Source organism: Peribacillus sp. NJ11 (assembly GCF_030348405.1).
Lineage (GTDB): Bacteria > Bacillota > Bacilli > Bacillales > DSM-1321 > Peribacillus.
Genome location: NZ_JAUCFO010000001.1, coordinates 3,880,924 through 3,901,845 on the forward strand (window position 1 = coordinate 3,880,924; position 20,922 = coordinate 3,901,845).

Here is a 20,922-nt window from a genome sequence, read left to right on the forward strand (position 1 = left end):
GGATAGAAACGAAAAAATTTAAATGAGTAGTCTTATTTCACAATTTTCTTCAACGATTTTTTTAATCGGTATATAAGGGAATTACGATTTATATGCATTCTTTTTGCACATTCCCCGATATTTAAGTTACTTAGGAAAAATCGGTGCAGAGTTTCAAACCATGGAGGATGAGGGACCATTATTTTATTATAGCTAAAAAATTAAATACTTTATGTCATACTAATTTTCATATAGTTTGGACGATGATTAACATATTCCCTAAGATTATAATTAAATTAATATTAAAATAAATTAAAAGGGGACCTGAGAATGAAAATTGTCATTGCGGGTAGCGCTACCAACGACGCCGGCGTTGGAATGCTCCAGGCTTTGGGTATGAGGGGTATTTGATGAAGTTGGTAATCCGCTGGGATTCGTGGAGCCGAATTGTCGCGCATATCAGAAATAAATACGGAGGATTTTGATCCAAGAATAGCAGATTCCGAGTTTTTGTTTGCCTCGGATGTTCAAAATCCGTTAGTCGGTCCGGAAGGGGCATTAAGTGTATTCGGACCCCAAAAAGGGACGACTCCTGCCATGGTTGAGATGCTTGATAAGGCTTTAACATCATGGGCTGATTTGGTGGAAGTCAAGACAGGCATTCACCTGCATGATAAAGCTGGTGCTGCAGGTGGAATCGGAGTGCATTTCAAGCCTTTTTCCATGCGGAAACAAAAAGGGGCGTCGATATTGTTATGGAATTTACGAAACTGAGTGAAAAACTATACGATGCTGATTGTGTCTTTACCGGTGAGGGCCAAATCGATTACCAAACAGCTTCAGGAAAAACACCGATGGGAGTTGCACAAGAAGCGAAAAAGTATGGTATTCCCGTATTCGTTTTTATGATCAATAGGAACTGGTATTGAAGCTTTATATGATCATGGAATAACAAGTGTTCATAGTCTGGTGAAAGCTCCAATACCTTTAAAGGAAGCTTTGGAAAGAGGAGCTGAATTTTTGGAGCTTTCAGCTGAACAAGTAATGCGGACCTTTTTGGCAGCGAATAAAAATAGGGGGTAATCATTGTTTGTTATTTATTGTTTTGGTTATTGCGTGTTCTGGCGACAACCAAATGTAAGCTTCATCCGTTCTTATCGTTACTTCTAGGCACTTTATTTGTGGGTTTTGCCTCTGGAATGCCTCTAAATCAGATTGTGGAGAATATTAACGGCGGTTTTGGCAGACTGATGACAAGCATTGGACTTGTAATCGTTTTCGGTACAATAATCGGAACATAGTAATAATGGACAATCGGAGAGGCGTAAAACGCTTCTCTTTTTTATGCTTTCAATAAATTATATTTTCATTTTTATGTTGGTGTAAGAACTAAAATAGTGTATGATGCATAGTATAAGGTATGGTGTACGTCACATAGTATAGAGAAGAGGTGATTGGATGAGCAATTTACTGAATTCATTAACAACTGAGCTGCGCAGAGGCACTTTAACGCTAGCTGTTCTAAGTCAGCTCAAAACCCCCCAGTATGGGTACTCGCTTGTCCAGCGTTTAGAGAAGTCGGGAATTACCATTGATCAAAGTACTTTATATCCTTTGCTTCGCCGCCTGGAAAAACAAGAATTGGTGACCAGCAGCTGGGATACTTCTGAAAGTAGACCGCGCAAGTATTATTCTTTAAGTGATTATGGGGGAGAAATTTTCATTCAGTTAAAGCAAGAATGGGAAAAAACGTCACAAGAGCTTTATATATTATTAAAAGGAGAGGAAGAAGATGGAGCTGATTGAACTTTATATTCAGGAAGTGACTCGCAGGCTGCCAGAAAAAAGTCGGGAGGATATTGCGCTTGAGCTTCAGTCAACAATCGAAGATATGCTTCCGGAGAATCATACGGAGCAAGATGTAAAAGCGGTTCTATTAAAATTAGGAGATCCTGTTACACTGGCAAGTGGTTATCGCGATCGCCCGATGCATCTGATTGGACCACGTTATTATGATGTATATATCAGTCTGTTGAAAATGATTTTGCCCATCGCTGCAGTTATATCACTAATCGGGTTAGTAGGGGATAATCCATTTCGGGATATGGGGGATAATACGGTTATGGACGCGGTTCTCACCATAATCGGGAAAGCGATAGCAGGTATCATCAGTACTGGTATCCAAGTGTTTTTCTGGCTAACGCTTTCATTTGCCATTTTAGAACGCATGGATACTTCAAAAGACCAGTCTCCTTTAACGAAAGATTTGAAACCATGGACACCGGAAAACCTAAAAGATATTCCGAACATTTCAAAGAAAAAGGCTATTCATATGATCGAGGTCTTTGCAAGTTTGTTAGGTCTTTCTGTATTTGCGGCCCTTTATTTCAATGCAGCAAACCTCCTTGGCGTCTATGAAAAAAGAAATGGCAGTCTCATTTTTGTGACACCTTCTTTCAATCAAGAGATATTGAATTCCTATTGGCTGCTGGTTTCTTGCGTCGTAATCTTTGGAGTGATCTTGGCCATATACAAATTATTCTTGAGACAGTGGACTCTGAAACTTGCTTTTTTCCATGCCATTTACCAGCTGCTATCCACTCTGACTTTCATCATCATCATCAGTAATCCGAATTTATTGAATCCGGAATTCATTGCATACGAAATGACATTGTTTTCAATTGATGATTCAATTGATGAATGGAAAAACTCGATTTATTGGGGGCTTATATTCATCACAATCTTTTTTGCCGCCTACGATTCCTATCAAGGCTTTCGAAAAGCAAAAATCCGTTAAGGCACAGCATCCTTGCTGTGTTTTTTGTATAAGGGTTTAATTAATTGGTAAGTGGGAAGGGAGGGAGATAATTCAAAGCTGTGGGCTGATACGAAGGCACTACTGGATATTTCTCAAGTACTAGCGGGAAATAAAAAAACCTCATATGTTATATAGTTTATAGCTAACTATACGGCATATGAGGTGTGGCATTTAACCCATTTTTTTATTGAACTGCATCGAACTGATTAACTTTCCACTTAGATCCGGACTTATAAAAGGTAACAGTTCTTTTTACTGATTCACCGTCGACTGTAGGTACAGTTAAATTGTAGGATCTTACGTTTAATTTTTGATAGACTAATTTAATTTTTGCTTTTTTCCACTCCAACATGCTGTCGCCGTCTCCGATAGGACGGGCTAATTTCCCTTTATGGGTAATGTAGTTATATTTATTCAGGCCTTTTTCAACTGCATTATTGGTAAATGTCTCTGCTAAGTAGTTAGTCAATTTAGCTTTTGTATTGAATTCTTGGCAAAGGTATGAATACTCTGTCCCTTTATAATTGAATGTTTTTTGTGAACATGAACGATTAGTGTACCCATGTAATGCATTCCAAAAATGTTTGCTGGCATTATCGGCTATCTTTAATGCATTTACGTTTGATAAATTCTGTGATGTGGTTTGTGCGGTAACTTGAGCACTCAATGTGAAAAATAGAATGATAATGGATAATAGCATACCTGAAAATTTTTTCATACTTAATCTCCCCAATCCCTAATAGGATACTTATGTAACGAAAGTTTAATAAATATTACAATTGTTACATTTATATTACAACATGATTGGCATAAGTAAAAGAGAAATATTGTTAATTTTTAAATATAATTTTAGTTTTCATTAAATATACATAAATTGTTCACTTTATTCTTTTTGAAAGGAGCGTTCATCAGTTGTAAAATGAAATGGTGATATGGAAGGACACCTGCTGTTACATACTTCATATTCCACTAACTGGCCTATTTAAAACCCAATAGTTAATTCTTTTGCAATATCTGGACAAGTTAATTCAATATATTTTCATTTATATCAATATATGTGCAAAGAACTGAAATTTCCCGGTTAGAACCCTAAAATAAAAAAATAAATGTTTGACAAACTTTCTAATCTTACCGTATGATAAACAATATAATTGAATACATTCTCCTAAGGGGAGTAGCTTTTACAACAATGTCGTCATTACAGAGTTCATAACTCTCGGTGTTGTTGGCAGCATATTGTTGTTAGCCAGACCTTACCTATTGGTAAAGGTCTATTTTATTTTAGTAAACCTTTACCAAAATGGGTAAAGGTTTTTTTGTAGTGATGCATACTTAGGAAATGTAAAAACTTTTGGATTGATAATAGAAACAAATAAATATAAATGGAGTGTGTACATTGATACTTAGAAAATCTTTGTTACTTTTAGGGATAGGTTCTGCACAAATTGATTTAATCCTTCCGAAAAATACGTATAAATCTGGTGAATGTATAAATGGGTATTTCTTGATTAAAGGTGGTACACAAGAGCAAAGAATAAGGAGAATTGAATGTGATTTAATAATGGATACTCATTCTACAGGGATGGAAAATACCCTTAAGACGAGTACCATTTTATCTTCAAGTGTGATTAAGTCTGGGGAAAGCAATGAAATTCCTTTTAACTTTTGTCTGCCTACATTGGAGGAGCCTTATAAGCGAGGGGTTTCCTATCGGCTTAAAACGAGACTCATACTTGATAAAGGGATAATAGGCAAAGATGATGACTGGCTTTTAATCGATTCTGAATAAAGTGGAAATGTAGGTGGGAACATGGATTTCTTGAATATAACTGAGCGTGCTTTGGATTTTCTGGAAGAATTCTTATTAATGAGGCTTTTTATATTGGCATTACTGTTATTGGCGGTTTATTATATTTTGAATAAAATGGTCGAATGGTTCTTTAAGAGATCCGACTTTTTTGATGAAGAAGTGGAAAAAACGATACAGGGGGTTACTCGTTCTACACTTAGGTACGGCATTGCTGGGATTTTCCTCATTTATCTGATAGGACAGTTCATAGACCTAAAAGGAATTTTAGCTGGAGCTGGGATTGTAGGGGTCGTTATCGGATTTGCGGCGCAGCAAATGCTTAAAGATATCTTATTGGGATTTGTAAGGCTGTCAGATAATGAATTCAGAGTGGGGAATTTTGTGACTTTCAATGGGACAAGTTCCGGAACCGTAGAGGAAATCGGTATCCGGTTCATGCAGATCAGGGAATGGTCAGGAAAATTGCTAACAATCCCACACAGTGAAATCAGGACGATTCAAAATTTTAATAAAGGGAGAATGCGAATCATTGAGCGCATTACAGTAAGTTACCAAGAAAATCCTGAAAAGGTAAAACGGCTGTTGGAAGATATATGCCTTATCTGCAATGAGAAGTATGGTGAAACCCTGCTAAGGCTAGAGGATGGTACACCTGAAGAGGATTTTAGATACATTGGCATTACGGATTTAAATCCTAATCTCAAATATGTTGGATATGAACTATGCTTAGTCGGACTTGTTAAACCTGAACATTACTTTGAAACAGCGAGAAGTGTGAGGTTTGAAATGATGACTGCTTTACATGAGCATCAAATTCTAATGCCATCATCCCATTTGCTTGTACAGGCAAATCAGAATCATGAACGTATGATTGGGAACTGAAAAGAAGAATCAAACTTGCTTGAGGTCATGAAAAAATGATCATGAAGTGTAACAAACGGCACAAACATTACTCAGCTACCTTTCCTCAAAACTTAAGGATATAAAAGGACTTTCTTTTAAAGGAAGTCCGTTTTTTTGTACAAAAAATTGAACACGCCTCGCCCAAAAAAGTATTATTTTTATGGATTTCACCTTGATTTATCAGATTAAATCGATTATTATGAAATTAACATAAAATGGAAGGGTGACCTTGAAACGATGATCATTTAATCCTATTCTTTAAGAAAAAAATGCGTGATAAATACGATCTTTTTTTCTGGATAGGATTAGTCTGTACATTAAAATACAAACAAAGATCATTGTGTTCCTTCCATTAGGAATATTTTGCCTTTTTAAATTTGTATTGTACTGCCTCCTGTCCAGAAATTTCACAGGAGGCTTTTATATTGGAAAAAAACACATCTTTACCATTAAGTAATAAGGAACAGAACATATTTAAAAATCGTGTATTTCAGGCCATTATCTTTTCAGGCTTGTTTTTGCAAATAGGAATCTGGGTACGAAATTTTGCCGTTTTGTTATTTGTCATGGAAAAGACAAACGGGGATGCCTTTGCCATTTCCATGATTTCAGTAGCGGAATTCGCACCTATTTTCATTTTTTCATTTATTGGAGGAACTTTTGCTGACCGCTGGAGTCCGAAAAAAACGATGGTTTGGTGTGATATTTTAAGTGCAATATCCGTTTTTGCTGTGCTTATCGCACTTATCTTCGGTAGTTGGAAAATGGTGTTTTTTGCAACTTTGATTTCGGCGATACTTTCTCAATTTTCTCAACCATCAGGCATGAAGCTATTTAAGATGCATTTACCAGAAAGTCAAATTCAGACAGGGATGTCAGTTTATCAGACCGTCTTCGCAGTATTTATGGTTCTAGGTCCGATTCTCGGTACATTTGCCTACCAATCATTCGGAATCAATATCTCGATTGGAATCACCGGCCTGGCGTTTTTACTTTCAGCTGGAGCACTCGCTTTCCTTCCAAAAGATCGCGAACTGGATGTAGAAACTGCAAAAACAACAATATGGCAAGAAATGAAAAGCGGAGTGAGCTACGTGTTGCGAAAAAAAGAACTAAGTCTTCTTGGTTTATGTTTTTTAGCCGCCGGGCTCGGACTGGGTTTCATTCAACCGCTTTCGATATTCCTTGTTACCGAACAACTCCACCTGCCTAAGGAAAACCTACAATGGTTATTTATGGTGAATGGGTTCGGTATGATTTTAGGCGGAGCTGGTGTGATGATTTTTGCCAAAAAGGTGGCACCTCAGAGATTATTAGCTTTAGGAATGCTTGTAAATGCCATTGGATTGGCGGTAATGGGGCTGTCAACAAATCTTTGGATAACACTTACTGCCGAGTTCTTTAATGGGCTGATGCTGCCTTGTATTCAAATAGGGATCAATACATTGATATTGCAGAGGACAGAAGGCGAGTTCATTGGAAGAGTCAATGGAATCTTAAGCCCATTATTCACTGGTTCGATGGTTTTGACTATGAGTGCGGCAGGCGTGTTGAAGGAGCAATTTTCACTCGTCGCCATTTTTGAAACTGCGGCATTCTTTTTTATTCTAGGGATGGTTTTCATTTTGCCATTGTACAATCAAAAGGCGGAAACACAAACCCTGGAAACTCACCAATAGGCATGGAAAAAGTGTTGTAACCTAGTGATTTACTGGGGAAGAAAAGAAAAAATTCTCATTCAACTTAAAAGGGTGTATCTTAGCTATATCCATATAGGACCAAAAAAAAGCAGCCAATTCCGGCTGCTTTTCTATTTTTCTTTTTGTGACAAGGTTAAAATCTATCCCGGTAGACTCAACGGAGCTATATTTTTACCAACAACAAATTCTGGATAAACAATTATTTTTAGACGACTGGTAAATACTAAAAATGGCTTGTTATTACTTATGTATATTTATTACAACAGATAGGTGAATAGCTTAAATGATAAAGGAGAAAAGTTAATGATCCTTAAAGACATAATGAAAGAAGAAATAAACTGGGATTTGCCGAAGGACATTGAAAATATAACCATCACAGGGGTAACCGATAATTCTAAAGAAATTAAAAATGGATACCTTTTTGTTGCCGTAAACGGATATAAGGCCGATGGCCATAATTACATTAAAGATGCAATTCGTCTAGGGGCATCGGTTGTAATAGGCGAACGCGATATTAAGGGATTGGATGTTCCTTACCTACGTGCGGGGAACAGTCGAAAAGCATTAGGAACAATCGCGAAAAGGTTTTACGGGGATCCCAGCAATCAAAAAATAATGATAGGAATTACGGGTACAAACGGAAAAACCACAACAAGCTATATGCTTCAACAAATATTAGAAGAGAATGGGGTAACCTGTTCCGTCATTGGTACGATACAGCATATTATCAATGGAAACAAAGTCGATTCCCATAATACGACTCCAGGTACCATGGAATTGAATTCCTTGCTGGCTGCAAGTAAGGACATGGTTGTCATTATGGAAGTGTCTTCGCATGGTTTAGCTCAATATCGTTTGGAAGGTATTGAATTTGATTTCTGTGTCTTCACGAATTTATATCATGACCATCTCGACTTCCACGGTACGATGGAGGATTATTTCCTGGCTAAATTACTGCTTTTTGAAAAATTGAAACCCAATGGTCTTGCGATTATTAATGGGGATGATTTCTGGGGAGAAAAACTACAAGAATACTTACGGGAGAAAAATGTCAGCACCTATGTATTTGGAAAATCCAATCGCTTCGATTTAACGATCACCAATTATAATACCGCAACGAACCCCTTTATTTTATTGAATGAGCATCATGACTTTGTGAAAATTGAATTACCATTACCTGGACTTCATAATTTATATAACGCAACCGCAGCGTATTCCGTAGCGAAGATGTTTCCGATTAAAAAAGAGGAAATTCTCACCTCACTAAAACAATTTTCTGGTGTGCCAGGAAGATTTGAAATGTATAAGAAAGAAGATGGACCGACAATAGTCATCGATTATGCTCATACTGCTGATGCCATTCATCACATGCTTCAAACTGCCAAAGAATGCGGGGCGGAAAAGATTTTTCATATCTTTGGATTCCGAGGTGGTCGAGATACAACCAAAAGGGCAGAAATGGTTAAAGTATCATCGGAATATAGTGATGTATCGATTTTGACGATGGATGATTTGAATTCGGAGGGAATTGATGTGATGGAATCGTCACTCAATAAACTGCAAAGCGATTACTCTTCTGGTAATGGAAAGGTTATTCCAGATAGGACTTTTGCCATCCAGGAGGCGATACACTCAGGTAAGGAAGGTGATTGGATTATTATTACAGGAAAAGGAATAGAGAGGTATGAACAAAATTTCGGATTGCCTACTATTTCTGACAAAGAAACGGTATTATATGTACAAAATAAAGACCAAGGAGATTTTATCGGTTATTTTGATCAATAATTTGATACTAACGAATGCTTTCCATTTCCATTCCAAAGCCATTTTATATTTGATTGGCCAGTTAAATGGTGATAATTAACATTGTATGATATGAGGATTTCCGGTAATATAATAATACAAGCTGCACTGTTCGTAATGATAATAAAGTTTTAACCTTTAAGCTGTAATAGGGAGTTTTATATTGAAACAGGAATGTTATGCCTCGTCACTGACTTGGACAACAGGATTGTTTCTGCAAACACCCACTTTGAGGAGTGGTGGTTTAAAACTTTCTTACTGGATACGGCAATGGCGGCTTACATCTTTAATATTGAAACCGGTCTCGCTTCGAAGCCGGTTTTTTGGTTTTTCCAATAATGTACTAAAGGAATTGCATGTACCGCTTTATAGTCTGAAAAACCAAACCGAAAAGCATTTTTGAAGAAAATGCCATCGTTCATAGATTTGCTTCATTGGGGACATCACTCTTGCTTTGTATAACGGTTGGCATAACTTGAGGCAACGAAGGCATTGGGCTTAATTTTCGGTTCCACTCCCATGGATTCCATCCTAGCTACCATTTCATTTACAAACTCACTGGTCTTGTTCCGCTTTCCAATCCCTATATCAATATGGCCTTCCATGATGAACGTTGCCCCTTGATATACGGCAGGCAGGACAATATCGATTAACTGATTTTTCCTTTCCTCCGTAAACATGGATACAATCTCCTCAGTTAACGACAATTCTTTGGAAATTCGCTCATGTAAATGCAGCATCCTTCTAGGAATCATCACTTTTCTTATACAACCCCATACACCATTCCCGACCTGCCGTATTACGATGCCTGTAATGAAAACCGTATGTTTTTTATGTACTTGCGAATCTGTACCGACCATTAATCGAAAGTTACCGGATGGATTTAATTTCATGAATTCTACAATATGAACGAATACCTCTTCGAATGACATGTTTTTATCTTGAAGATTTTGAAATGGAATGTTATGAATTGAATTTTGCTTCATATTATTGCACCCAACCTTTCCCCGGATATAATCTGATTATTAAATATCTACATGCCGCTCATAACATATCATATGAAGGAGGTCCTTGTTTCGTGCCGTGGGAAGAACCCGCCGTTAAATGAAGATGTTCGTCATTTGAGGGTATTTCAACAATGAGCTGTATTTATGATTGCTAAATCTTGTACATATGTAATGTTAGCCATATAAGAATGAGGAGTTTGTAACGAAGAGAAGCCTATGTATTAGGCTTCTCTTTTTTTGTAAGGAGAATATTACGAAAAAGCTTATTGGAGTATTCGATTGGTGTACCTCGTCTTTAACTGAAAAATACATAAAGCTTGTGATTTTATATCACCAAGAAACCACAATATCATTCAATTCCTATGGCAGAGTTATATTTATAGAAGAAAACCTAATGAAATTATTAAAATTTTAACAAATAACCAATATAAAGTACTCAAATTTTATAACTTTCAAAAAAAGTGTGTAATGTTTTCTCACATAAACAAAGAATTCTCGCTTTTATAAGAGTAAAATAAACGAATATTCAATTAATAAAGCATAGGAGAGATGAAAATGAAAATAACTGAATTGAAAAAAAGCGGTCATGCTCCGTCATTATTAGCTTCATTCCTTTATTTTGATATTAGTTTTATGATTTGGGTATTATTAGGTGCACTCGGTGTCTATATTACAAAGGATTTCGGGCTTTCGCCAGCTGAAAAAGGTTTGATTGTAGCTATTCCGATTTTGGGAGGCTCGTTTTTCCGGATCGTTCTTGGTTTTTTGACTGATCGCATCGGTCCACGGAAAACCTCGATCGGCGGGATGCTTGTTACGATGATTCCACTTTTTTGGGGATGGTTATTCGGAGAAAGTTTAGCGGAGCTCTATTTAATTGGGATTTTACTAGGAGTGGCTGGCGCAAGTTTTGCTGCAGCACTTCCAATGGCTAGTCGCTGGTATCCCCCTCATTTGCAGGGGCTTGCGATGGGCATTGCGGGAGCCGGTAACAGTGGAACTCTGTTTGCGACCCTGTTTGGACCACGTATCGCAGAGTCAATTGGCTGGCATAATGTTATGGGGTTAGCTTTGATTCCATTAACCATCGTGTTTGTCATTTATATTTTAATCGCAAAAGACGCACCATCTCAACCGCCTGCAAAACCGCTCAAGGAATATTTCACAGTATTTAAAATAGCAGATACATGGTATTTCTGTATTCTCTACAGTGTGACTTTTGGGGGGTTTGTTGGGTTCACTAGCTTTTTAAGCATCTTTTTTGTTGATGAATATGGGTTAACACGAATAAGGGCAGGGGAATTTGTTACATTATGTGTCATCGCCGGAAGTTTCTTTCGTCCCGTCGGAGGCTTTATTGCCGATAAAATAGGTGGAGTTAAACTGCTAATGTTTTTATTTATTGGTCTAACATTATGTATGTTCGGTATTAGTTTTCTTTATTCTTTTTCTACCGTTATGATTTTACTGTTTATCGGAATGTTATTTCTCGGTATGGGTAACGGGGCTGTCTTTCAGTTAGTTCCACAGCGATTTTCTAAAGAAATTGGTTTCATTACAGGAATTGTAGGAGCTGCCGGAGGCGTTGGCGGATTCTTGGTTCCAAACATACTAGGAACGTTGAAACAGATAACTGGGACATACGCTACAGGATTTTTAGTATTTTCCGTAATTGGAATCGTGGCGTTACTGATCCTGGTTCTAGCTCAGCTTTCATGGAGAAAAACGTGGGTACTCGGAAAGAATTCAGTTAAGATTTAGAACCATGTTTTTATTGGCTTATTTCATTACTTGTTTTTTGGGGGGATAAAATGTATAAACAAAAACTGGTCTTAATTGGGAACGGAATGGCGGGATTGCGCTGCGTTGAGTCGATCATAATGAATGATCCGAATGCTTTCGAGATTACTATTTTCGGAAGTGAACCACACGTTAACTATAATCGAATCTTATTGTCGACTGTGCTTCAAGGAAACACTTCGTTTGAAGATATCGCGATAAATGAACGAAACTGGTATACAAAGCATAATATCCAATTGTTCACGGGTGAAACGGTCGTGAAAATAGATAAAGTGACACAAAAGATAAAAACAGACAAAGAAAGGGAAGTTTACTACGATAAGCTCATAATTGCTACAGGTTCTGTCCCATTTATTCTTCCTGTTACCGGTGTTGATAAAGAAGGGGTTATTGCATTTCGGACGATTGAAGATTGCCAAAAGATGATTGATACTTCACGGAAGTATAAAAAGGCAGTCGTCATTGGAGGCGGTTTATTAGGTTTAGAAGCAGCGAGAGGGCTGTTAAACCTTGGCATGGAAGTGAATGTTGTTCATATTGCTGAACACTTAATGGAAAGGCAGCTTGATTCAACAGCATCCATTTTGCTGCAAAAAGAGTTGGAAAACCAGGGAATGCACTTTCTTTTACAAAAGGAAACACAGGAGATAATCGGTAACGAGCGTGTAGAACGTGTCCGTTTTAAGGATGGAACGGAGCTGGAAGCTGATTTAGTCGTCATGGCTGCCGGAGTCAGACCGAATATTCAGTTGGCCAAAGAAAGCGGAATTGATATAAATCGTGCCATTATTGTAAACGACTATTTAGAAACAAGCGTCGCTAATATTTATGCGGTTGGTGAATGTGCTGAACATCAAGGCATTGTCTATGGACTGGTGAAACCTCTATATGAACAGGGGGAAGTGCTGGCAAAGCACATTTGTGAGATGAAATGCCAGGGATACCAAGGTTCTGTTCTTTCGACCCAGTTGAAAGTATCAGGTGTTGAGTTATTCTCTGTTGGGGATTTCCTAGGTGATGAAACAACGAAATCAATCACAACCTTTGATGAATTAGATGGTATTTATAAAAAGGTGGTCTTTCAAGAAAGAAAAATCATCGGTGCTGTGCTGTATGGAGATACAAAGGCCAGCACAAGATTACTTGATATGATTTTAAAGAGACAAGAAGTATCATCGGAGGAAAAGGGTGCATTGTTCCAAACACCTGGTACGACTGAGGGACTAATCGCTTCAATGGCGAATCATGATATCATTTGCAATTGTAACGCTGTTTCAAAAGGGGCAATTATTGATGCCGTTCAAAATAAAGGATTAACAACAGTGGAACAAGTTAAACAATGTACAAAGGCTTCCGGTTCTTGCGGTGGGTGTAAGCCGGCAGTGACCGAGCTTTTGGCATATATTCAAAGTAATCTTTCTGATGAGGCTAATTTACAAAAGATAATGTGCCCATGTACGACATTAACGGAAGATGAAGTCGTGTATCAAATGCAACTCCAAGACTTAACATCTGTTCAAGCGGTGATGGATGTTCTGGAATGGGGAAATAGCGAAGGTTGTTCAATATGCAGGCCAGCCCTGAGCTATTATTTAGGAATGATTCATCCAGAGTATGAGACCAGACAGCAAACTCTTTTCATAAACGACCAAAAGAATGCAACAGTACAAAGCGATAACCATTACTCTGTTATCCCACAAATGTACGGCGGTATGACGAATGCGGAAGACTTGCGAAAAATTGCAAATGTTGCTGATAAATATGATATATCGCAGGTGGCAGTAACAAGTGAACAAAGGATTCATTTAATGGGTGTAAAAAAAGAAGATCTCCCAGGTGTTTGGGCTGATTTAGACATGCCATTAAGTTCAAAATATGGCAATACCGTTCAAAACGTCAAAACATGTATCGGGGAACATGTTTGCCAATGCGACAAACAGCAATCCCTTTTACTTGCTGTAGACTTGGAAAAAAGATTTGAGCATCTATTAACACCTTACCGCATTAAGATGGGCATATCTGCTTGTATGCATAATGGTGCAGGATCAACAACGAAAGATATAGGTGTTATGGGTGTTGACAGGGGCTGGGAAATCTATGTAGGGGGAAGCAGCGGGCGTAATGTACGTGCCGGTGAACTGTTATGTGTAGCCGGGACAAATGAAGAAGCAATTGAAATCATCATCGGCTTTATTCAATATTATCGTGAAACGGCTAATTACTTAGAAAGGACTTGGCAATGGATTGAACGAGTGGGTTTAATTCATGTAAGGGAAGTATTGTTTGATAAGGAACTTAGTCAGCAACTTTCTCAACGATTGGAAATGGCGTAGCTCAGGGAAAGGCCTAAAGTGGCAAGTACCTTTTGATGCTTCTAAGAGATACGAGTAAATGCTTGTAACATGAATACGATCCAAAGAAATCCATGAGCAAAGGGTGAGGAGCTTGACTGAATTATTATTAAAGTATTTCCGCATGAAGCAACAGGAGGTCCAATCAGAAAAAAGGTATGATACACAATGTCCATTTTGCAGCATGCAATGTAAGATGCAGCTTTTGGAACAAACAATAGTCACAAGAAAAAAGTATATGACGATCGGAAAAGATAATCCAACCTCAGAGGGGCGCTTATGCATTAAAGGTATGAATGCCCACCAACATGCTTTGCATAACGATCGAATTAAATACCCATTATTAAAAAAAGATGGGGAATTTGTTCGCATTTCTTGGGAGGAAGCATTAAACCACATTAAGGAGAATTTCGCTAAGATTCAAACGGAGGATGGTGTAAATGCATTATCTGTTTACGGGAGTGCCTCCATATCAAATGAAGAAGCATACTTGCTTGGAAAATTTGCAAGAGTAGCTTTAAAAACAAAGTATATAGATTATAATGGGCGTTTGTGCATGTCTGCAGCTGCTTCGGCAGCAAGCCAAACATTTGGTATGGATAGGGGCCTAACCAACAGCTTGTCAGAGGTTCCGTTCACGAAGTGTATTATTTTGGCAGGCACAAATATTGCGGAATGCCAGCCAACAATCATGCCGTACTTTGAGAAAGCAAAAGAAAACGGGGCGTATATAATTGCTGTGGATCCCCGAGAAACAGCAACAACGAAAATGGCTGACTTACATCTAAAAGTAAAACCAGGGATGGATGCCTCCTTGGCAAACGGATTATTGAAAGTAATTATTGAAGAGTGTTTTACTGATGAAACATTTATTCAGGAACGTGCAAATGGATTTGATGAAGTTAAAGAGTATGTTTCATCTTTAGAGTTGGAAGAAATTTCAGAGATGACTGGGGTTCCAAGCGACCAAATCCGGAAAGCGGCTACAATGTTCGGGAAAGAAGAATCAGGTATGATTTTTACAGCAAGGGGTGTTGAGCAGCAAACGGATGGTTCTGCCGCCGTTCGGAATTTTCTTAATATTCTCATCACTACAGGCAAAATCGGAAAAGTGAATTCGGGCTATGGAGCAATTACTGGACAGGGAAATGGGCAGGGGGCAAGAGAGCATGGGCAAAAGGCAGACCAACTGCCGGGTTATCGTATGATCGAAAATGAGGAACACAGATTACATATTGCACGAATATGGGGAATCGATGAGGCTGATTTGCCACGTAAAGGTGTCTCAGCATACGAAATGATAGAGAAAATTAATGAAGGTGAAATAACCGGCATGTTTTTAATGTGTTCTAATCCAGTTGTTTCCAATCCCAATGCAAACTTTGTCAAAAAGGCTTTGAAGAAATTAAAGTTTCTTGTAGCAGTAGATATGTTTGTTTCAGAAACTGCTAGATTGGCTGATTTAATTTTACCTACTTCGTCTTATTTAGAGGATGAAGGAACGATGACAAATTTAGAGGGACGGGTAACATTGCGGGAAGCAAGTTTTTCAAAACCCGGTGAAGTCAAGCATGATTGGCAAATAATTTGTGATATAGCAAAAGCACTTGGAAAAGGGGAGCATTTTTCCTTTCAATCTGCAAATGAGATTTTCAATGAATTAAGAGTGGCAAGCCGTGGGGGAACTGCTGATTATTATGGGATAACCTATGATCGTCTAAGAAAAGAAGGAGGCATTTTGTGGCCATGCCCAACCCTTGACCATAATGGGACAAAAAGGTTGTTCGAAACTTCTTTTGCCCACCCGGATGGAAAGGCAGATATGGTTGTGGTTAATAATGTGCCTATTGTTCCAAAAGAACAGCCATGTACGAAGTTTCCACTTTATTTAACAACAGGAAGAATCATGTCACATTATTTAACAGGAGTGCAAACGAGAAAAAGCTCATCATTAGCAGCAAGAAATTTTGAATCATATATGGAAATTCATCCGGAAACAGCCAAGAAATATCATATTCCAGATACTACGTTGGTGAAAATTGAATCAAGGCGGGGAAGTATCGTTGTAAGAAGTAAATGGTCAGAAACTATTCGTCAAGATACTATATTCGTTCCTTTTCATTGGGCAGACTCACAAAATGTCAATCGCCTCGTATCACAGCAGTTAGACCCGACATGCAAAATGCCAGGTTTTAAAGTAAGTGCCGTAAAAGTAAATCCCATAGATGAGATAATGTCCAATTAAAGGGAGATTACTTCCCATTCAACATAATCATTTATCAAAATCTAGTTTAATCAAAATCTAATAAGATAGAGACTAAGCGGACTGTATTCCCTATCAATGAAGTTTTAAGGAAAAAGGCGCTTATTCATGACTATCAAAAAAGGGGAAAAAGGATGGGAAAAGGTAAGGTCTATATTGTTGGAGCTGGACCCGGTGATCCGGACTTAATTACTGTCAAAGCAACCAAATGTATCAAACAAGCCGATGTTATCATGTATGATCGATTGGTAAATCGTGAATTGCTGTTATACGGGAAGGCCGAAGCTGAATTCATTTATTGTGGTAAAGCACCTGGAAACCATTGTGTCTCTCAAGGAGACATTCACCAAATGTTAATTAGTAAATCAATGGAAGGAAAAACGGTCGTTCGGCTAAAAGGGGGAGATCCTTTCATCTTTGGACGAGGCGGCGAGGAGGCAGAAGAGCTAGTAAAGCACGGAATTCAATTTGAAATAGTTCCTGGTATCACATCTGGAATTGCTGCTCCAGCTTATGCAGGAATTCCCGTGACTCATAGGGATTGGGGGAGCACCTTCGCAATTGTCTCGGGACACTGCGTGACTGGCAAACCTGATAACATCCACTGGAATCATTTGGCTAATGGTGTTGACACCATTGCTATTTATATGGGTATTAAAAACCTTCCTTATATATGTAACCAATTACGATCCTGCGGAAAGGACCCTCAAACTGCTATAGCTGTCATTGAACAGGGAACGACAGGTTTTCAACGAACGGTTATAGGCACAATCGATACAATTGTGGAGCTTGTTAAACGAGAGCAGGTCGCTAATCCCGCAATGATTGTAATAGGAGAAGTGGTGAAGTTATCTGGTAAATTATCATGGTTTTCAGAGAAGAAAGAAGATAAGGAATTTGCATAGAAGTGGAATGATTAGTAGATATTTGTTATTGTGCATTTAGTCAATTCCCCTTTAATTGTAAGGGATTCCTGTCCTGTATTCATAGTCCCTTTTTTGGGTTTGAGTTTCCCTTCTTTAATCCAAAAAAGGGGGATGATTCAACTGCAATAAAAATAGAAAACTGGACATGATATCATGTCCAGTCGTACTGTATGGGTTTAAGGAAGTCTAACTATTGACGGTTATAAAAACCGTATTGGATCGGCTAATATTTCCGGAGCGCTAGCATAAATCAATTACGTGTGCCAAAGTGTGCATTTAATTGACCTTGCAGCATTTTCTTTCGCATTTTTTCCTGTTCGATTTTTCTATTTTCCTTTATTTTTTCCTGTCTAATTTCATTGGTTTGTACTCCATCCTCTATTTTATCTGCGATTTCCACTAATGCCTTGACATCGGAAAAGGAGTATTTACGGCTACCTCCTTTAGACCTTTCGGGGAAAACGAGTTTTCTTTCTTCGTAATACCGAATTTGTCTATCTGATAGACCGGTTAATTCTCTTACTACTCCTATGGAAATTACTTTTCTGTCAATATAAGAATCTTTTTGTGGCTGAACGATGAAAATCACCTCATTTTTGATTTAGGCTAGATCAATAATGATATTATATCCTAATTTTCTGAATATTTGTAATAAAATCTAACATTAATTATTAATTTTCAAAAATCATGTTAGATTATGTAACACACTTGTTGTTATAAATATTGCCCTCACCTATAATCAAATACATAATCCTTTCAAAAAAATCTTATTGGAGGACAATACATGACGAAGCAAAGATTGGTACTCATTGGGAATGGCATGGCAGGAGTTAGATGTATAGAAGAAATTATAAAAATTCAACCGGAAAGGTATGAAATTACTGTCTTCGGAAGTGAACCACATCCGAATTACAATCGAATCCAACTATCGAATGTATTGCAAGGTGCTACGTCGATAGATGATATTACAATAAATGATTGGAACTGGTACAAAGATAACAATATTACACTGTTTTCAGGTGAAACAGTAACGAATATCGACACAATAAAACAAATCATATACTCAGATGGAAATCGTGAAGTCGAATATGATCAGTTAATTTTAGCTACCGGATCAATTCCTTTCATTCTACCGATAAATGGGGCGGATAAAAAAGGAGTGACAGCTTTTCGAAATATAGAAGATTGCGAAAAAATGATTGAATATTCAAAAAACAATAAAAAGGCAGCAGTCATTGGTGGAGGATTATTGGGTCTTGAAGCAGCGAGGGGCCTTTTGAATCTAGGTATGCAGGTTGATGTCATTCATCTTGCGGAATATTTGATGGATAGGCAGTTAGATCCAACAGCAGGAAAAATGTTGCAAAAGGAACTTGAAAGCCAGGGAATGAATTTTTATCTTGGGAAACAAACGCAGGAGATTTTTGGTGAGACTGATGTTAAAGGATTACGCTTTAGTGATGGTGAGGAAATTAGCGCCGATTTAGTGGTCATGGCAGTTGGAATCAAACCAAATATTCAATTGGCCAAAAATAGCGACATCCCTGTCAATCGAGGAATTATTGTGAACGATTATATGGAGACTGGAATCCCGAATATTTATGCCGTTGGTGAATGTGCGGAACACCGTGAGATGGTGTATGGTTTGGTCGCTCCCCTTTATGAACAGGGCAAAGTGTTAGCCAAAAAGATTTGCGGGCTTAAAGGCGAAGCTTACCAGGGTTCAGTACTGTCTACCAAGTTAAAAGTATCTGGTGTTGATGTATTTTCGGCGGGGGAAATTTTCGAGGATGAAAAAGCCAAATCAATCAAGGAATTTAATGAATGGAACGGCACTTACAAAAAAGTAATGATCCGAAATGGGAAAATTTCTGGTGCGGTATTATTTGGGGATACAAAGGAAAGCAATAACCTTTTGAGCATGATCAATAAAAATGCCGAAGTTTCCGAATATTTAATAGCTGGAACGAGTGAAGAACCCAGTGTTAGTCTTGTCAGTGCGATGTCAAACGAGGAAATCATCTGTGGCTGTAATGGTGTAACGAAGGGCGATATTGTATCGGCTATCGAATCTAAAGGGTTAACAAGTATCGATGAAGTAAAAGGCTGCACAAATGCTTCAAGATCATGTGGGGGTTGCAAGCCGTTAGTCGGTGATATTCTGGAACTTACATTGGGCGATGATTTCAGCAAGTCAAATCAAATGGAATCTATATGCACTTGCACCACTTTAACTAGAGATGAGGTTGTTGCTGAAATACGCGAAAAGAATCTGACCCATACTCGAGAAGTCATGAATGTTCTCGGCTGGAATACAAGTGATGGATGTTCGAAGTGTAAACCGGCATTGAACTATTACTTAGGTATGATTCATCCTGTTGAATATGAAGATGAAAAAGAGTCCCGCTATGTAAATGAAAGGTTACATGCAAATATTCAAAAGGATGGTACATTTTCTGTTGTGCCAAGAATGTATGGCGGCGTCACTAATCCCGATCAATTGCGGAAAATAGCAAATGTTGCCGATAAGTATAATGTTAAGTTACTGAAGGTCACAGGCGGGCAGAGAATAGATTTGTTCGGCGTAGAGAAAGACGATCTTCCAAGTGTTTGGGCCGATCTGGATATGCCTTCTGGATATGCTTATGGAAAAACCCTTCGAACAGTGAAAACATGCGTCGGTGAAAACTTTTGCCGCTTTGGCACTCAAGATTCGATTGGATTGGGCATTGCCCTGGAGAAGAAATTTGAACGTGTAGGCACACCGCATAAGGTTAAGATGGCTGTGTCGGCATGCCCCCGTAATTGTGCTGAATCCGGTATCAAAGATCTGGGTGTTGTCGGTGTTGACGGTGCGTGGGAAATTTATATTGGCGGCAACGGCGGAACACATTTAAGAGCTGCTGAATTATTATGCAAAGTGAAAACAAGTGATGAGGTAATCGAAATTACAGGTGCATACATCCAACATTATCGAGAGACTGCCAACTATTTAGAAAGAACGTCTGTCTGGGTTGAGCGTGTAGGGTTCGATCCCATTAAAGCGATTATCGGTGATAAGCAAAAAAGGATTGAGCTTAATCAACGTTTAAATGAGGCCTTATCGGTATTGCAAGAACCGTGGAAAGAAATTATTGAGAGCAATGCGATCCAAACCGATTTATTTCAAAAAGTGAAAATTCCAGTTATATCAAATAAATGAATTTGGGGGAATCCTAAATGGGGAAAACTCTTCAAAAGATAAAGGTTTCAACAGTAAATGAGATGCCAAAAAATCTGGGGAAAACAGTAACGATAGGATCTCATGAAATTGCTCTTTTTCATTTAGCAAATGGGGAATTCCGAGCTATTGAAAATCGTTGCCCACATAAAGGCGGAGTCCTGGTGGAAGGTATTGTGAGTGGTGATCACGTCTTTTGCCCGATGCATGACTGGAAAATCAGTGTCGTGAATGGAGAAGTCCAAAAACCTGATAATGGCTGTGTAAAGACATTCAATGTTGCAATAGAAAATGGGGATGTTTATATTGTTCTATAAAAATGCATGCAAACTAATGGTATGG

General features: G+C 38.2%; 19 protein-coding genes, 1 other RNA gene and 1 pseudogene. 17 read left to right on the forward strand and 4 right to left on the reverse strand.

The window, feature by feature from the left end; all coding sequences use genetic code 11:
• Window positions 1–32: 32 nt before the first annotated feature.
• Window positions 33–179 carry a helix-turn-helix domain-containing protein gene (locus QUF86_RS28650; protein WP_353957671.1) on the reverse strand — a complete coding sequence of 49 codons (147 nt, stop codon included), beginning with the start codon at window positions 177–179 and terminating at the stop codon, window positions 33–35.
• Window positions 180–309: 130 nt separating this feature from the next.
• On the opposite strand from QUF86_RS28650, the pseudogene QUF86_RS19140 reads away from it, so the two are divergent.
• From QUF86_RS19140 to QUF86_RS19165, 6 genes and pseudogenes are all read left to right on the forward strand, one after another.
• A pseudogene (locus tag QUF86_RS19140) lies at window positions 310–753 on the forward strand (glycerate kinase).
• Window positions 735–908 (forward strand): glycerate kinase, encoded by a 174-nt coding sequence (locus QUF86_RS19145; RefSeq protein WP_289335241.1) that lies wholly within the window; start codon window positions 735–737, stop codon window positions 906–908. Before QUF86_RS19140 ends, QUF86_RS19145 begins: the two are co-directional and overlap by 19 nt.
• Window positions 909–948: 40 nt before the next feature.
• Window positions 949–1,062, forward strand: coding sequence for a hypothetical protein (locus tag QUF86_RS19150; RefSeq protein WP_289335242.1), 114 nt, complete (start codon window positions 949–951; stop codon window positions 1,060–1,062).
• 17 nt (window positions 1,063–1,079) lie between these two features.
• Entirely contained in the window at window positions 1,080–1,280 is a 201-nt protein-coding gene (locus QUF86_RS19155) for a GntT/GntP/DsdX family permease (RefSeq protein WP_430101908.1), read from the forward strand.
• 157 nt (window positions 1,281–1,437) lie between these two features.
• Window positions 1,438–1,785: a PadR family transcriptional regulator gene (locus tag QUF86_RS19160; RefSeq protein ID WP_289325150.1), complete on the forward strand. Its 348-nt coding sequence runs from the start codon at window positions 1,438–1,440 to the stop codon at window positions 1,783–1,785.
• The gene (locus QUF86_RS19165) at window positions 1,772–2,776 is read left to right on the forward strand and encodes an HAAS signaling domain-containing protein (RefSeq protein WP_289335243.1); all 1,005 of its coding nucleotides are present in this window, start codon (window positions 1,772–1,774) and stop codon (window positions 2,774–2,776) included. The genes QUF86_RS19160 and QUF86_RS19165 overlap by 14 nt, the downstream gene beginning before the upstream one ends.
• A gap of 205 nt (window positions 2,777–2,981) precedes the next feature.
• Here QUF86_RS19165 and QUF86_RS19170 read toward each other — a convergent pair whose 3' ends face one another.
• Window positions 2,982–3,515, reverse strand: coding sequence for an IseA DL-endopeptidase inhibitor family protein (locus QUF86_RS19170; protein WP_289335244.1), 534 nt, complete (start codon window positions 3,513–3,515; stop codon window positions 2,982–2,984).
• A gap of 678 nt (window positions 3,516–4,193) precedes the next feature.
• Between QUF86_RS19170 and QUF86_RS19175 the strand changes: the two genes are divergently transcribed.
• The 5 genes from QUF86_RS19175 to ssrS all read left to right on the forward strand — a co-directional run bounded on the left by QUF86_RS19175 (window position 4,194) and on the right by ssrS (window position 9,297).
• Window positions 4,194–4,586 (forward strand): sporulation protein, encoded by a 393-nt coding sequence (locus tag QUF86_RS19175; RefSeq protein WP_289335245.1) that lies wholly within the window; start codon window positions 4,194–4,196, stop codon window positions 4,584–4,586.
• Between the two features lie 21 nt (window positions 4,587–4,607).
• Complete coding sequence (locus tag QUF86_RS19180; RefSeq protein ID WP_289335246.1) at window positions 4,608–5,489, forward strand: mechanosensitive ion channel family protein; 882 nt, start codon at window positions 4,608–4,610, stop codon at window positions 5,487–5,489.
• A gap of 446 nt (window positions 5,490–5,935) precedes the next feature.
• Window positions 5,936–7,189, forward strand: a complete 1,254-nt coding sequence (locus QUF86_RS19185) for an MFS transporter (protein WP_289316344.1) — start codon at window positions 5,936–5,938, stop codon at window positions 7,187–7,189.
• A gap of 324 nt (window positions 7,190–7,513) precedes the next feature.
• On the forward strand, window positions 7,514–8,995 hold the full coding sequence (locus QUF86_RS19190; RefSeq protein WP_289335248.1) for a UDP-N-acetylmuramoyl-L-alanyl-D-glutamate--2,6-diaminopimelate ligase: 1,482 nt from the start codon (window positions 7,514–7,516) through the stop codon (window positions 8,993–8,995).
• Window positions 8,996–9,110: 115 nt separating this feature from the next.
• Window positions 9,111–9,297, forward strand: a non-coding RNA gene (ssrS, locus tag QUF86_RS19195) — 6S RNA.
• Window positions 9,298–9,456: 159 nt separating this feature from the next.
• Here ssrS and QUF86_RS19200 read toward each other — a convergent pair.
• On the reverse strand, window positions 9,457–9,999 hold the full coding sequence (locus QUF86_RS19200) for a ribonuclease H-like YkuK family protein (RefSeq protein WP_289316346.1): 543 nt from the start codon (window positions 9,997–9,999) through the stop codon (window positions 9,457–9,459).
• 576 nt (window positions 10,000–10,575) lie between these two features.
• Between QUF86_RS19200 and QUF86_RS19205 the strand changes: the two genes are divergently transcribed.
• The 4 genes from QUF86_RS19205 (at window position 10,576) to cobA (ending at window position 17,339) form a co-directional block, all read left to right on the forward strand.
• Complete coding sequence (locus QUF86_RS19205; RefSeq protein ID WP_289335249.1) at window positions 10,576–11,781, forward strand: nitrate/nitrite transporter; 1,206 nt, start codon at window positions 10,576–10,578, stop codon at window positions 11,779–11,781.
• 50 nt (window positions 11,782–11,831) lie between these two features.
• Complete coding sequence (nirB, locus tag QUF86_RS19210; RefSeq protein WP_289335250.1) at window positions 11,832–14,153, forward strand: nitrite reductase large subunit NirB; 2,322 nt, start codon at window positions 11,832–11,834, stop codon at window positions 14,151–14,153.
• A gap of 112 nt (window positions 14,154–14,265) precedes the next feature.
• A complete protein-coding gene (gene nasC, locus QUF86_RS19215; protein ID WP_289335251.1) occupies window positions 14,266–16,416 on the forward strand; it encodes an assimilatory nitrate reductase catalytic subunit NasC in 2,151 nt (716 codons plus the stop codon).
• 152 nt (window positions 16,417–16,568) lie between these two features.
• Window positions 16,569–17,339 carry a uroporphyrinogen-III C-methyltransferase gene (gene cobA, locus QUF86_RS19220; RefSeq protein ID WP_289335252.1) on the forward strand — a complete coding sequence of 257 codons (771 nt, stop codon included), beginning with the start codon at window positions 16,569–16,571 and terminating at the stop codon, window positions 17,337–17,339.
• Window positions 17,340–17,610: 271 nt separating this feature from the next.
• Here the strand turns inward: cobA and QUF86_RS19225 are convergent, their stop codons facing one another.
• Entirely contained in the window at window positions 17,611–17,949 is a 339-nt protein-coding gene (locus QUF86_RS19225) for a MerR family transcriptional regulator (protein ID WP_289316351.1), read from the reverse strand.
• A gap of 195 nt (window positions 17,950–18,144) precedes the next feature.
• On the opposite strand from QUF86_RS19225, the gene nirB (QUF86_RS19230) reads away from it, so the two are divergent.
• Window positions 18,145–20,562 (forward strand): nitrite reductase large subunit NirB, encoded by a 2,418-nt coding sequence (gene nirB, locus QUF86_RS19230; RefSeq protein WP_289335253.1) that lies wholly within the window; start codon window positions 18,145–18,147, stop codon window positions 20,560–20,562.
• Between the two features lie 17 nt (window positions 20,563–20,579).
• Window positions 20,580–20,897 (forward strand): nitrite reductase small subunit NirD, encoded by a 318-nt coding sequence (gene nirD, locus QUF86_RS19235; protein WP_289316353.1) that lies wholly within the window; start codon window positions 20,580–20,582, stop codon window positions 20,895–20,897.
• Window positions 20,898–20,922: the final 25 nt, after the last annotated feature.

Coding starts and splice junctions, on each gene's coding strand:
- QUF86_RS28650 (WP_353957671.1), bottom strand. CDS start 179: ATGGTCCCTCATCCTCCATGGTTTGAAACTCTGCACCGATTTTTCCTA.
- QUF86_RS19145 (WP_289335241.1), top strand. CDS start 735: ATGGAATTTACGAAACTGAGTGAAAAACTATACGATGCTGATTGTGTC.
- QUF86_RS19160 (WP_289325150.1), top strand. CDS start 1,438: ATGAGCAATTTACTGAATTCATTAACAACTGAGCTGCGCAGAGGCACT.
- QUF86_RS19165 (WP_289335243.1), top strand. CDS start 1,772: ATGGAGCTGATTGAACTTTATATTCAGGAAGTGACTCGCAGGCTGCCA.
- QUF86_RS19170 (WP_289335244.1), bottom strand. CDS start 3,515: ATGAAAAAATTTTCAGGTATGCTATTATCCATTATCATTCTATTTTTC.
- QUF86_RS19180 (WP_289335246.1), top strand. CDS start 4,608: ATGGATTTCTTGAATATAACTGAGCGTGCTTTGGATTTTCTGGAAGAA.
- QUF86_RS19190 (WP_289335248.1), top strand. CDS start 7,514: ATGATCCTTAAAGACATAATGAAAGAAGAAATAAACTGGGATTTGCCG.
- QUF86_RS19200 (WP_289316346.1), bottom strand. CDS start 9,999: ATGAAGCAAAATTCAATTCATAACATTCCATTTCAAAATCTTCAAGAT.
- QUF86_RS19205 (WP_289335249.1), top strand. CDS start 10,576: ATGAAAATAACTGAATTGAAAAAAAGCGGTCATGCTCCGTCATTATTA.
- nirB (WP_289335250.1), top strand. CDS start 11,832: ATGTATAAACAAAAACTGGTCTTAATTGGGAACGGAATGGCGGGATTG.
- cobA (WP_289335252.1), top strand. CDS start 16,569: ATGGGAAAAGGTAAGGTCTATATTGTTGGAGCTGGACCCGGTGATCCG.
- nirB (WP_289335253.1), top strand. CDS start 18,145: ATGACGAAGCAAAGATTGGTACTCATTGGGAATGGCATGGCAGGAGTT.
- nirD (WP_289316353.1), top strand. CDS start 20,580: ATGGGGAAAACTCTTCAAAAGATAAAGGTTTCAACAGTAAATGAGATG.